This is a genomic window from Micromonospora lutea, assembly GCF_016863535.1.
Lineage (GTDB): Bacteria > Actinomycetota > Actinomycetes > Mycobacteriales > Micromonosporaceae > Micromonospora > Micromonospora lutea.
In genome coordinates, this window is record NZ_BOPB01000032.1 from 1 (window position 1) to 12,942 (window position 12,942).

Annotated in this window: 10 protein-coding genes and 1 pseudogene; 3 read left to right on the forward strand and 8 right to left on the reverse strand. The window is 72.4% G+C overall.

Features of this window, described 5'->3' with window-relative positions:
• Positions 1 to 55: 55 nt before the first annotated feature.
• The 3 genes from cobA to cobC all read right to left on the reverse strand — a co-directional run bounded on the left by cobA (position 56) and on the right by cobC (position 3,577).
• Positions 56 to 1,306, reverse strand: a complete 1,251-nt coding sequence (gene cobA / locus Vlu01_RS24580) for a uroporphyrinogen-III C-methyltransferase (protein WP_204003792.1) — start codon at positions 1,304 to 1,306, stop codon at positions 56 to 58.
• Between the two features lie 67 nt (positions 1,307 to 1,373).
• Complete coding sequence (cobT, locus tag Vlu01_RS24585; protein ID WP_204003994.1) at positions 1,374 to 2,492, reverse strand: nicotinate-nucleotide--dimethylbenzimidazole phosphoribosyltransferase; 1,119 nt, start codon at positions 2,490 to 2,492, stop codon at positions 1,374 to 1,376.
• Positions 2,492 to 3,577 carry an Rv2231c family histidinol phosphate aminotransferase CobC gene (gene cobC / locus Vlu01_RS24590; protein WP_204003794.1) on the reverse strand — a complete coding sequence of 362 codons (1,086 nt, stop codon included), beginning with the start codon at positions 3,575 to 3,577 and terminating at the stop codon, positions 2,492 to 2,494. The genes cobT and cobC overlap by 1 nt, the downstream gene beginning before the upstream one ends.
• Before the next feature lie 121 nt (positions 3,578 to 3,698).
• Here cobC and Vlu01_RS24595 point away from each other — a divergent pair, with 121 nt between their 5' ends.
• The gene (locus tag Vlu01_RS24595) at positions 3,699 to 5,831 is read left to right on the forward strand and encodes a transglycosylase domain-containing protein (RefSeq protein ID WP_204003797.1); all 2,133 of its coding nucleotides are present in this window, start codon (positions 3,699 to 3,701) and stop codon (positions 5,829 to 5,831) included.
• A gap of 3 nt (positions 5,832 to 5,834) precedes the next feature.
• Here the strand turns inward: Vlu01_RS24595 and Vlu01_RS24600 are convergent, their stop codons facing one another.
• Positions 5,835 to 7,316, reverse strand: a complete 1,482-nt coding sequence (locus Vlu01_RS24600) for a cobyrinic acid a,c-diamide synthase CobB (protein ID WP_204003800.1) — start codon at positions 7,314 to 7,316, stop codon at positions 5,835 to 5,837.
• Between the two features lie 284 nt (positions 7,317 to 7,600).
• On the opposite strand from Vlu01_RS24600, the gene Vlu01_RS24605 reads away from it, so the two are divergent.
• Positions 7,601 to 8,419 (forward strand): SURF1 family cytochrome oxidase biogenesis protein, encoded by an 819-nt coding sequence (locus Vlu01_RS24605; RefSeq protein WP_204003802.1) that lies wholly within the window; start codon positions 7,601 to 7,603, stop codon positions 8,417 to 8,419.
• 5 nt (positions 8,420 to 8,424) lie between these two features.
• On the opposite strand, the gene Vlu01_RS24610 is transcribed toward Vlu01_RS24605, so the two are convergent.
• From Vlu01_RS24610 to Vlu01_RS24625, 4 genes and pseudogenes are all read right to left on the reverse strand, one after another.
• On the reverse strand, positions 8,425 to 10,008 hold the full coding sequence (locus tag Vlu01_RS24610) for an ATP-dependent DNA ligase (RefSeq protein ID WP_204003804.1): 1,584 nt from the start codon (positions 10,006 to 10,008) through the stop codon (positions 8,425 to 8,427).
• Positions 10,009 to 10,114: 106 nt separating this feature from the next.
• Positions 10,115 to 10,321 carry a hypothetical protein gene (locus tag Vlu01_RS24615; RefSeq protein WP_204003807.1) on the reverse strand — a complete coding sequence of 69 codons (207 nt, stop codon included), beginning with the start codon at positions 10,319 to 10,321 and terminating at the stop codon, positions 10,115 to 10,117.
• 70 nt (positions 10,322 to 10,391) lie between these two features.
• Positions 10,392 to 11,738: a dipeptidase gene (locus tag Vlu01_RS24620; protein ID WP_204003997.1), complete on the reverse strand. Its 1,347-nt coding sequence runs from the start codon at positions 11,736 to 11,738 to the stop codon at positions 10,392 to 10,394.
• Positions 11,728 to 12,593, reverse strand: a pseudogene (locus Vlu01_RS24625) (uridine kinase family protein); the annotation flags it as partial. The pseudogene Vlu01_RS24625 and the gene Vlu01_RS24620, both read right to left, overlap by 11 nt.
• Here Vlu01_RS24625 and Vlu01_RS24630 point away from each other — a divergent pair.
• Positions 12,528 to 12,929: a rhodanese-like domain-containing protein gene (locus Vlu01_RS24630; RefSeq protein ID WP_239096110.1), complete on the forward strand. Its 402-nt coding sequence runs from the start codon at positions 12,528 to 12,530 to the stop codon at positions 12,927 to 12,929. The pseudogene Vlu01_RS24625 and the gene Vlu01_RS24630 overlap by 66 nt on opposite strands.
• The last annotated feature ends 13 nt before the right edge of the window (positions 12,930 to 12,942 follow it).

A 12,942-nucleotide genomic window follows, 5' to 3' on the forward strand; every position in this document is an offset into this window, starting at 1 on the left:
ACTCACGAACCACGCACCGTCGCCCCGGCCCGAGAGCCGCAACCACGCAAGCCGATCAGGACAGCTCAGCCGACTCCAGTGCCTCGACGACGTCACCGACCACGACCACGGCCGGCGGACGCAGCCCTGCGGCGGTCACCGCGTCAGCCACCTCACCGAGGGTCGAGCGGACGATCCGCTGACCGCCGGTGGTGGCCTCCTGCACCACCGCAGCCGGCGTCCCGGCCTCCCGCCCGTGCGCCACCAGCGTGTTGGTGATCGACGGTAGGTTCTTCAGGCCCATCAGGATCACCAGCGTGCCGCGTAGACGGGCCAGGGCTTCCCAGCGGACGAGGGAGTGCGGCGACTCCGGTGCGACGTGTCCGGACACCACGGTGAACTCGTGCGCCACCGATCGGTGGGTGACCGGGATGCCTGCTGCGGCCGGCGCGGCGATCGAGCTGGTCACCCCGGGCACCACCGTGACCGGTACTCCGGCCGCCGTGCAGGCGAGCAGTTCCTCTCCACCCCGACCGAAGACGTACGGGTCACCGCCCTTGAGCCGGACCACGGACGCGCCCGCCAACGCCCGGTCCACCAGGATCCGATTGATCTCCTCCTGGGTCCGGGACGGGCCATAGGGGATCTTGGAGGCGTCCACCAGTTCCACGCCGGTGCGTAGCTCGTCGAGGAGCAGTCCGGGCACCAGCCGGTCGGCGACCACCACGTCGGCCTCGCTGAGCAGCCGCCATCCTTTGAGGGTGACCAGTTCCGGGTCGCCGGGTCCGGCGCCGACCAGGAAGACCTGGCCGGTGCCGCTACGCGGGGTGCGCAGGGACGCCTGGATGACCGGATCCGTCAACAGCGGTCCCGTCCTGCCCTGCAGGAGGGTCCGGACGGCGTCGCGGACGCTCACCGCGCGGCGGGGGTCACCGCCGCCATGCACCGCCACGGTGACCGGACCGTAGCGAGTGACCGCCGGGGTCCAGGCCGTCGCCGCGTTCCGGTCGTCGGCGCGTACGCAGAAGATCCGACGTGCCGCGGCGGCGGCGCTGACCTCCGCCGCCGCAGCCGGGTCGTCGATGGCGACCTGCACCAACCAGGCACCGTCGAGATCGTCGGCAGCGAACCGGCGCGGCACCCACCGCAACCGTCCGGCGTCGACGTGCGCGCGCAGCGCCGGGGTGAGTTCCGGTGCCACCAGCAGTACGTCCGCGTCAGCGTCGAGCAACGCCGGGACTCGCCGCGTGGCGACCGTTCCTCCACCGACCACGACCACGCGGAGGCCGGCCAGCCGGAGCCCGAGGGGGTACGCGTTGGCGCTCACGCCGCTGCCACGCTTCGCTCACCGGTGGCGCGGGGCGCCACGCTGCTGAACCCGGTGGTTCGCTCGCTCACTTCTCGGCCACCCCGGCGGAGTCGAAGGTCGCCACCTCGTGCAGTACCCGGACCGCGCCGGTGACCACGGGTAGGGCCAGCAGCGCGCCGGTGCCCTCGCCGAGCCGCAGGCCGAGGTCGATCAGGGGGGTGAGGCCGAGTTGGCGCAGCGCGACCGCCGCACCGGGCTCGGCGGAGCGGTGACCGGCGACGATGGCCGCGACGCAGTCCGGCGCGAAGGCTGCGGCGGCGAGCGCGGCGGAGCCGGCGATCACCCCGTCCAGCAGCACCGGTACGCGGCGCGCGGCAGCACCGAGCACGAACCCGGTCAACGCGGCGTGTTCCAGCCCCCCGACGGCGGCCAGTACTCCGAGCGGGTCCGCCGGATCGGGGCTGTGCCGGCGCAGTGCGGCCCGGACCACCTCGATCTTGTGCTGGTAGGTCGGATCGTCGACGCCGGTGCCCCGGCCGGTCGCCTCGGCGGCGTCCACGCCGGTGAAGGCGGCGATGAGGGCGGCGGCCGGGGTGGTGTTGGCGATTCCCATGTCGCCGGTGAGCAGAATTCCGGCCCCGGCGGCGATCAGTTCGCCAGCGATGTCGATACCGACCTCGACCGCTGCTCGCGCCTCTTCCCGGGTCAGCGCGGCCGTGACGGTCATGTCCCGGGTACCGCGACGGATGGGCGCGCTGATCAGCCGGGGTATGCCTGACCCGGTCGCGCGGCCGAGCGCACCGTCCGGGTCGCCGACGCCGACCGCGTTCACCGGGTCGGCAACGGGCAGTGGGCTGGCCACCCCGACGTCGATCACCGTCATCGAGGCCCCCGCCTGCCGGGCAAAGGCGTTGACCACCGCTCCACCGGCCAGGAAGTTGCCGACCATCTGCCCGGTGACCTCTTGTGGCCAGGGACTGACCCGCTGGGCGTGTACGCCGTGATCGCCGGCGAAGATCGCCACCGCCGCCGAGCCGGGCACCGGTGGCGGACAGCTGCCGGCCAGACCGGCGAGGCGGACGGACAACTCCTCCAGGTCGCCGAGAGAGCCGGCCGGCTTGGTCAGCCGTGCCTGCAACTGCCGCGCGGCGGTCATCGCCGCCTCGTCGGGCGGGCCGACTGCCGCGATGGTGTCTTCCAGCATCATGCCTCCATGATCTCGGCCAGCGCCTCGATGAACGCGTCGGTGGTCACCCGGTCCCGAACTGCGATCCGTAGCCAGTCGACGCCGAGTCCCGGAAACGTGTCGCCCCGGCGTACCGCCCAGCCACGCTCCCGCAGCAGGTCGCGGATCCGGTCGGCACCGGAGATCCGGACCAGCACGAAGGCGCTGGCCGGTCGGCCGGCCACGCGTACGCCCGGGAGGGTCTTGAGCCGGGCGACCAGGTGTTCGCGGTCGGCCTCGAGCTGCGCGGCGATGGTGCGTTCGGCCCGGGCAGCCTCGGGGCCGGCGCAGGCCGCGGCGGCGGCCAGGGCCGGGGTGGAGACCGCCCAGAGCGGCTGTACGGCGGCCAACCGGCGCAGCAGGGCGGCCTCGCCGAGCAGGTAACCGATCCGCAGCCCGGCCAGTCCCCAGGTCTTGGTGAGGCTGCGGACGACCAGCAGCCCGGGCAGATCCCGACGGGCGGCCAGTGACTCGGGCTCAGCGGCTGTCCCGGGCGTGGCGGTGGTGTCCGCGAACGCCTCGTCGACCACGAGCACCCGGCCAGGGCGGGCCAGGGCGGCGATGTCGGCGGCGGGATGCAGCACGGAGGTGGGGTTGGTCGGATTGCCGATCATGACCAGGTCAGCGTCGGCGGGTATCCGGTCCGGGTGGAGTCGGAAGCCGTCCGCCTCGTCGAGCAGCACCCGGCGCACGGTGTGCCCGGCAGCCCGCAGCGCGGCCTCCGGCTCGGTGAACTGCGGGTGCACCACCACTGGCCGTCGCAGCCCGCGCAGCGCCTGGGCCAGCAGCACGAACCCCTCGGCGGCCCCGGCGGTGAGCAGCACTTCCTCCGGCGGCCGGCGGTGCCGGGCGGCGACCGCGGCACGAGCCGGGCGGGGGTCCGGGTACGCGGCGAGGTCGGCCAGCGAGGCCCTGATCGGCTCGGCCAACCAGGGTGGCAGCGGTGCGCGCCGCACGTTGACGGCGAGGTCGACCAGGTCCGCAGTGACCTCGGCGTCACCGTGGTGGGCGAGATCCGGCTCGGCCGGCAACACGCCGGACGTCGTGGTCGACTGACCGTGCATGACCGCGATCCTGCCGGGAAGGCGGCGCTCGGGACAGCAACCCGGAGGGTGGGCCGCATCACCACCGGTCACTTCATGAGTATTTCTCATGGACGAATCGGAAATGTCATAACTTGGCGGTGTGAGCAATCGACCCCTTGCTGCCGCTGGTCGTCTCGTTCCTCTGCTCCGTGCCGGGCTGATCGCCGGTATCGTCGTCGCCGCCGCCGCGTACCCGGCCGTCGCGGTGACCGGAATCGGTGCCAAGGCCACCGCGCACGCCGTGGAGAGCAAGACCCGCCTGCTGACCACCGCCCTACCCGCCGAGACCTCCTACCTGTACGCGCCCGACGGCAAGACCGTGCTGACCATGTTCTTCGAGGAGTACCGGCAGTACACCAAGCTGGCGGACATCTCGCCCAACATGCAGCAGGCCATCGTGGCCGCCGAGGACAACCGCTTCTACCAGCACCACGGGGTGGACCCGAAGGGCGTTGCCCGCGCCTTCGTGGCGAACGCCCGCTCCAGCGGGGTCTCCCAGGGCGCTTCCACCCTCACCATGCAGTACGTCCGGATGGCGCTGCGGGACAGCGCCACCACACCGCGAGAGGTGCAGGAAGCCACCGCGCAGACCCCGATGCGCAAGGTCAAAGAGATGCGCATGTCGGTCGACCTGGAGAAGGAGTTGAGCAAGGAGGAGATCCTGGAGCGTTATCTCAACTCGGCGTACTTCGGGCACCGCGCGTACGGCATCTACGCCGCCAGCGAGATCTTCTTCTCGAAGACGCCCAAGGAGCTGACCGCGGTGGAGGCGGCCACCCTCGCCGGGCTGGTCAAGTCGCCCTCCCAGTACGACCCGGCCAGCTCCGACCAGAAGGACGCCACCGCCCGGCGCAACTACGTGCTCGACAACATGGCGCGCCTCGGCTACCTCTCGCCGGACTCGGCCCAGGCGGCGAAGAGCGAGCCGATCAGGCTGCGGCTGACCTACCCGCCCAACGACTGCGCCGCGGTGCCCGACAAATGGAACAGCTGGGGCTTTCTCTGCGACTACCTGAAGAACTGGTGGAGCGCCCAGCCGGCGTTCGGGGACAACCGGCTCCAACGGTTGGACAAGCTGCGCCGGGGCGGCTATCGGATCGTGCTCAGCATGGACCCGAAGATCCAGACGGCGGCGGAGAAGAACGTCGGCACCGAGGGCAACACCGGCAGCCCGTTCGCCAACGGCATCGTGGTCTCCGAGCCGGGCACCGGGCGGGTCAAGGCGATGGCCGTGAACCGCAGGTACTCGTTGAGCCTGGACGAGAACCCGCTCAGCTCCAATCCCGAAGCCGGCCCCGACGTGAAGGCCAACTACCCGAACACGGTGGCGCCGCTGATGGGCGGCGGCGACCTGCCCGGATACCAGGCGGGATCGACATTCAAGATGTTTCCCATGCTGGCCGCTCTCGACGCGGGCATGCCACTGAACACCGTCTTCAATGCGCCGCACAGCTACCGCTCCGAGGTCTACGACGGTTGGCAGCCCTCCAACGCCAGCGGCGCGATGAGCGGCACCCAGACCATGTGGTCCGGTTTCGGTAAGTCGGTGAACACCTACTTTGTCTGGCTGGAGGAACAGGTCGGGGCGGAACGGGCCGTCCGGCTCGCCGAGCAGTTGGGGCTGCGCTGGCGTACCGACGTGGACCGGGACCATGCCTCCCCGGCCAAGGCCAACAAGTGGGGCGCCTTCACCCTGGGCGTGTCCGACGCCACCCCGCTGGAGATGGCCAACGCCTACGCGGCGGTCGCCGCCGACGGGCGCTACTGCGAGGCGCTGCCCGTCAACGCCATCTACAACCGGGACGGCACCCCGGCCGTGTACACCACGCCGGGTGGCATCGAACGAGAGGTCGCCAAGCCGCGCTGCCGCCAGGTGGTCAACGCCGACGCGGCGCGTGCCGCCACCGACGCCGCCCGCTGCCCCACCGGCGACACCCCGGCCAAGGGCAGTTGCGGCGGCTGGTCCACGGCGGACAGCGTGCGCGGCACGGTGGGTCGCCCGGTCGCCGGCAAGACCGGTACCACGGACAGCACCCGATCGGCCTGGTTCGTCGGTTACACGCCGGAACTGGCGGCCGCCAGCTTCATCTCCGACCCCGACAATCCCTTCAACGCGGTGGGTGACGGCCAGTCGCAGATCCCGATCGCGGCGGTGGCGAACACCCTCCGGGACGCCCTGAAGGGCAGACCCGTTCGGGACTTCGTCCCACCGTCGGATCGGATCGTCGGTTGACGATCAGGCTGGCGGCCCACCGGCCGGCCCGGAAGCCACCGCACCCGCCGGATCGCCCAGGGCGACACCCGCCGGCCCGGCCGGGACACCGCCGCCGACCCCGACCGGGGCCGTGGCCGGCTCGGCCGCAGCGGCGGCCACCAGCCGCGTCGCGATCCGCGGGTGCGCGGCCCAGTGCGGAACAAGCTGGGAGGCGTGCACACCCCGCCAGATGAATCCCTCCGGGGCGCCGCCCGGCCAGCTCCACGCCGGCCGCTGCCCACCCCGGGGGGTGAGAACCGCCCGGTGCTCCTTGTGCCCGGTCACCACCTCGCCCCGAACCGCGACCACACTGTCGCCCTGGGCGATCGCCTCCCGGTAGCCGACCACCAACCCGTCCCGGAGGCTGCCGATCGCGTCGATCACCCCGCACATCGGCAACCCGTCCAACTCCCGGGCCAGCCAGAGCAGACCGGCACCCTCCGCGACGACCGGTCGGCCGGTGCGGGCCAACTCGGCGACCGCGATGCAGAGCCGCCGGTTGGCGGAAAGCTGCTCCGCGTACGATTCGGGGAGGGCTCCGCCGACCACCAGAGCGCGGGTGCCGGCCGGCAACACCTCATCGGTGAACGGGTCGAGCATGACCACCTCCGCGCCGGCAGCTCGCAGCAGCTCGCCCGTCTCGGCGTGGCTGAAGCTGCCGCCCGGCCCGCCCACCAGCGCCACCACCGGGCGAGCGGCACCAGCCGGCAGCGGCGCGGCCACCTCGCCGGCACCCAGTGGCGACCACGGCTGCATTTCCAGCGTCGGTGCCGAGCGGGCCAGCCCGAGTAGCCGCTCCAGGTCGACCGTCGCGGTCACCGCCTCACCCAACCGTCGGACCGCTCGGGTGGCCTCACCGGCACCTTCGAGCACCGGAACCACCCCGTGCCGCCGGGACGGCAGCACGGAGGGCAGATCCTGACGGCGCAGCGCGCCGTAGACCGGGATGCCGATGTCGTCGAGCGCCTCGCGCAGCAGCGCCTCGTGCCGGGCGGAGGCGACCCGGTTGAGGATCACACCGCCGATCCACAGCTGCTCGTCGTACGCCCGGAAGCCGTGCACCAGGGCGGCCACCGACTGGCCCATCGCGGCGACGTCGACCACCAGCACCACCGGGCTGCGCAGCACGGTGGCGATGGCCGCGGTCGACTCGGTCTCGCTGCGGCCGGTCAGACTGTCGTACAACCCCATGCTGCCCTGCACCACGGCAAGGTCCGTACCGGCCGCGCCGTGCAGCAGCAGCGGGGCGACGCGTTCGACACCCACCAACCGCGGATCCAGCGTGCGGCCCGGCCGACCGCTGGCGAGCCCGAGGTACGCCGCATCCACCTGGTCCGGCCCCACCTTGAAGCCCGCCACGTCGAGACCCCGGTCGGCGAACGCGGCGAGCAGGCCGATCGCCAACGCGTTCTTGCCGTGTCCGGAGGAGGGGGCACTGAGCACCAGACGCGGCACGACGGTCATCATCGACTCCTCGCGAGCGGTCGGCGTGCCGACCGTCGGCGCGCTCCGCCCGCGTGACGATAGCTGAACCGGAGGCCACAGAGGCACCCCTCGCCACCGGCGTCCCGTCCAGGTCAGCCGGGTCGGTGGCGGACCGCCCCGACACCGGTACGCTCCGCCACGGCGCGACGCCCACCGTCCGGTTCCGACAGGGCCACTGCCTGCGGCAGCCCGTGGCGGCCACGCCGAGGGGGTACGGCGACGGCTCGGCGCAGTGGCGGCGGTCACACGGGTAACCTCGTGGCGTGTACCGGTTCCTGCTGACGCCGCGCTGGCTGGGCCTTTTCGTGCTGGCCCTGGCTGCCGCCACGGTGATGGTGCTGCTCGGCAACTGGCAGCTGGACCGCTACCACGGTCGAACCGCGGTCAACGAGCGCATCGACGCCGGCCTGCGGATGGACCCGGTGCCGCTGCGGGAGGCGCTGCCCGCGCCGAGCGGTGGTCCCGGCACGGTCGGTGCGCCACCGACGCAGGAGCGGACCTTCACCCGGGTCACCGTCACCGGCCGGTACGACACGGACAACGTCATCCTGGTGCGGGGCCGCACGGTCGACAGCCGGGTCGGCTTCGAGGTGGTCACCCCGCTGGTGCTCGCCGATGGCACTGCCGTCCTGGTGGATCGGGGCTGGATCCCACCCGCACCGGGTGGGGCGCTGGCTCAGCCGGACGTGCCACCGGCACCGGCAGGTGACGTGACCGTCGAGGGCCGGGTGCACGCGAGCGAGAGCGGCGACGCCAAGGTGTCCCGACGCGACGGCCGGGTGGAAAGCCGCCGGGTCTCCGTTCCCCAGCTCGCGGGTGAGCTGCCGTATCCGGTGCACGGCGGGTACGTGCTGCTGGACGAACAGACGCCGGCAGCCGACCCGGTGTTCCGGGCGGTGTCGATCGGCCACGCCAACAACTGGCAGAACCTCGGTTACGTCGTACAGTGGTGGATCTTCGCTGCGATGACCCTGGTCGGCTACGGCTGGATCGCCCGCCGCGAGGCCCGCCGGCTCGCCGGGGTGGTCGACGAACGCCCCCGTGACCGGGCCGCCGACTCCGATACGCCAGCCGCCACCTGACGGGCTCACCCGGTTGGGCGGCCTGCGTGGATCGCCCGGACGGCGTCGATGGTGTCGGCCTCGGCTGCCGTCTTGTCGTCCCGGTAGCGAACCACCCGGGCGAATCGCAACGCGACCCCGCCGGGGTAGCGCGAACTGCTCTGCACACCGTCGAATGCGATCTCCACGACCTGCTCGGGTCGGACCCGGACCACCCAGTCCCCGCGATCCACCGCGAGGCCGAGGAAACGCTCGGTCTGCCAACGCAGGAGCTCGTCGGTCAGCCCCTTGAAGGTCTTGCCGAGCATCACGAACCCGCCGGCGTCCGGGTCGCGGGCGCCCAGGTGCAGATTCGACAACCATCCGGTGCGACGACCGCTGCCCCACTCCACGGCGAGCACCACCAGGTCGAGGGTGTGCCGGGGCTTGACCTTGACCCAGGCGGCACCGCGCCGCCCGGCGTCGTAAGGCGCGTCAGGTGCCTTGACCACCACACCCTCCTGGCCGGCGTCGAGCGCCTCGGCGAAGGCCTCGCCGGCCCGCTCCGGGTCGTCCACCTCCAGCCGCCCGACCAGCAGAGACGCATCAGCCGTGCCGCTCAGCGCCGCCCAACGTTCTCGGCCCGGCAGGTCGATCAGATCCACCCCGTCGAGGTGAAGCAAATCGAAGAAGTACGGCGTGAGCACGGTCGTGCCGGTCTGTTCGGCGGCGGCTCGTACCGCCGGCGCGACCGCTGCCCCCGCAGCGGGACCGACTCCGGCCCGCCGGGCTGCGGCACTGGACGTCTGCTGGAACGGCAACGGCCGACCGGTGGCGTCCAGCCCGATGGCCTCCCCGTCGAGGACGATCTCCCGCGCGGGCAGGCTCCGCACGGCGGCGACCACCTCGGGCACCCGGGCGGTGATCTCGTCGAGGCTGCGAGAGAACACGGCGATGTCGGAACCGCTGCGGTGCACCTGGATGCGGATGCCGTCGAGCTTCACGTCGACCACCGCGGGCAGTCCGGTGGCGGCCAACGCCTCGTCGACGGTGGACGCGCTCTGCGCCAGCATCGGCGCGAGGGGCCGGCCCACCCGTAACCCGAACTCGGCCAGCGCCGCGGCGCCACCGTCGAGGGCAGCCACCGCCACCGCCCGCAGGTCGCCAGCAAGCAGCAGCGCTCGGCGTACGGCGGCGACGGGAACGCCGGCAGCCCGGGCGATCGCGTCGGCGAGCAGCCCGGCCTGGGCACCGTGCCGCAGCTCACCGAGGAACAGCCCGGTCAGCAGGCGCTGCTCGTCGGCGGTGGCAGCCGCGTAGAGCCGGTGCACCAGGGTGCGCCGGCGCGCCTGGGAACCCGTGCCGTGCACGGCGGCGATCTCGTCGATCGCGGCGTCGACCGCCGACACGGTCAGCGTCGACTCAGCCGCTGGCGGAGGCAGGTCGCGCAGACTGGCCCAGCCGACACCGGTCTGCCGCTGGCGCAGCTCACCGGCGAGCCAACCGGAGCCCGCCGCCACCTCGGGCGGGTCGAGCCGGCGCAGGGCGGCGGCGAGCAGTTCCACCTTGGCCCGACGGCCACTGGTGGCGCCGACGGCCGCGGAGGTGGCAGCCAGGTCCAGGAACCGCACACCCTCATCCTGCCAGGAGTGCAAGGAAGGGCCCCCTATTAACGCCTGATGTACAGGAGGGGGCCCTTCTAACAATGGGCGGCGCGTCCGGCTCCGACGACTACCGTCAGGCCGGCACCGGTTCCTCAATCCGTAGCCCCCGCGCGCGAACCCCGTCGGCGATGCGGGACAGCGACGCATCCAGGGCGACCAGGGCGGCGGACAGCTCGCCGAGCTGTTCCTTGAGCGTGTCGTCGGGCCACGCGGAGACATCGACGTCCCCCAGAGCGATGACGGCGGCCTCCAGGCGGGCCAGAACCTCGTTCGTACACATGTTCGAGAGGCTACAACAGCCCCGCGTCCGACACACCGGAAACGGCCACCGCAGGTGCGAAGTTACGGGTTCATCCGCGACCCACCTCGGCCACCCTGGCCAGCAACAACGCCTCAGCGAGGCAGACCCGGGCGAACTCGCCGAGGTGCAGGCTCTCGTTCGGCCCGTGGGCCCGGGCGTGCGGGTCCTCCACCCCGGTCACCAGGATCGCCGCCTGCGGGAACATCTCCTGGAAGGTGGCGATGAACGGGATGGAGCCGCCGACCCCGATCTCCACCGCGTCGGTGCCGTCCCAGGCGGCACGGAAGGCCGACCGGGCCGCGTCGAACATCGGTCCGCTGGCGTCGATGACGCAGGGAGCCCCGTCATGCTCGATGGTCACCGCGACCTTCGCGCCCCACGGCGCGTACTTCTCCAGGTGGTCACGGAGCGCCGCGTACGCCCGCTTCGGTTCGTCGCCCGGCGCCAGCCGTACGCTCAGTTTGGCCTTGGCCGTCGGGACCAGTGCGTTCGGCGCCTCGCCGGTGGCCGGAGCGTCGATGCCGAGCACGGCGAGCGCCGGCTTGGTCCAGAGCCGGTCGGTGATCCGGCCGGTGCCGAACAACTGCACGCCCTCGATCAGCCCGGCCTCGGCCCGGAACCGGTCCTCGGGGTAGTCGACACGGGCCGCCTCGCGACCGACCAGCCCCGACACCGCCACGTTCCCGGCGTCGTCATGCAGCGTGGCCAGCAGCCGGACCAGGGTGGTGAGCGCGTCCGGTACGGCACCGCCGAACATGCCGCTGTGCACGGCGTGGTCCAGGGTGCGGACCTCGACGAAGCAGTTGACGATGCCACGCAACGACGTGGTGAGCGCCGGTACGCCGACATCCCAGTTGGTCGAGTCGGCGATCACGATGACGTCGGCGGAGAGCTTGTCCCGGTGTTCGGTGAGCAGCTGCTCCAGCGAGTCGGATCCGTACTCCTCCTCCCCCTCGACGAAGACGATCACGCCGACCGGCAGCCGGTCACCGAAGGCGCGCAACGCCGCGATGTGCGCCATGATGCCGGCCTTGTCGTCGGCGGCGCCCCGCCCGTACAGCCGGCCGTCCCGCTCCACCGGCTCGAACGGGTCGGATTCCCACAACGCCGGATCGCCGATCGGCTGCACATCGTGGTGGGCGTAGAGCATGACGGTCGGGGCATCGGGTGGTGCCGCCTTCCAGCCGATGACCGCGGGCTGACCACCGGCCCGAGCCACCTCCACGTCGAGGCCACAGCCGCGCAGCAACTCGGCGACCGCCTCAGCGGAACGCTCCAGGTGCGCGTGGTCGAAGCCTTCGAAGGCGATGCCGGGAATGCGGACGAGACGCTCCAGGTCGGCGCGTACGCCGGGCAGCTCCCGCGCCACGGCCTCCCGCAGCTCGGACTCGTTCATGATCGGTGTGGTCATGACCGGCATCGTATGCCGGCCTTACCGGACGGCGTGACCAGCATCGCGTCCCCGCCCCGACACGACCCGGCAGTAGTAGTCCGCCGGGTGGTGCGGCAGGTCGGGGGCACCGTCGACGACCAGGTCGGCGCGAGCCTCGGTGCCGTCGGCGGCGAAGTGGGCGCGCTCGGTGACGTGCCAGCGACGCAGCTCCGGCAGGATCCCCGGACCGTCGCGGGTGACCGCCCGGGTCAGTCGCAACGGCTGCGGTGCGGTGACGAAGACCGCCAGGGTCAGGTCCGCCACGGCGGCGGCCCGGGCCGCGCTGACCCCCTCCACGATCAGCACCGGCGCCACCGGCACCGGCACCGGGGCGGGCAGGAAGCTCCGCCGCGTCCAGTCGTAGCGGCGGTAGGCACCGGCCCGGCCGGCCCGTACCGGCGTCAGCACCTGCTCCTCCAGCCGGTGCCAGAAGGTGAGCTGGTCGTCCCACCCGTCGAGCAGGTCGTCGGTGTGCACCACCGGCGGGCGGGCGGCATCGGACGTCTCACCGGCGAGGGCGTCGGCCAGGCGAGTGGCGAAGACGGTCTTGCCGGCGCCGCTGGGCCCGTCGACGGCCACCAACCGGGTACGCCCCAGCCGGGCCGGCCCCGCCAGCACCCGTCGAGCCAGGCCGGCGTACGCCTCGAAGACCACCACCACGGGCACCGACGTTACCGATCGGGTTGTCCCGGGCCACTTCGGACTGCACAACCGCCCACCGGAGGGCATGCTCGTGGCGTGTCCCATTCCGTGATGAGTCCCGGCGTCGAGGCGTTGCTGGAACAGGCCCGCGCGGGCATGACCCGGTTGACCCCGCAGGAGACGGTTCAGGCCGCGACCCGGGGTGCGCTCGTGATCGACACACGCACCGACGCACAGCGTCGGGAACAGGGCGACCTACCCGGCGTCATCGTGATCGACCGGACGGTGCTGGAATGGCGACTCGACCCGGCCAGTGACTGGCGCATCCCGGAAGCCACCGGGTACGACCTGGAGATCATCGTGTTGTGTCGTCAGGGTTACAGCTCCAGCCTCGCCGCCGCGAGCCTGCGCGCCCTGGGCCTGCACCGGGCGACGGACATGATCGGCGGGGTGGAGGCGTGGCGCTCGGCCGGCCTGCCCTTCTCCGACCAGCCCGCCGACATCCGCTACTGAGCCGGGGCGGCCG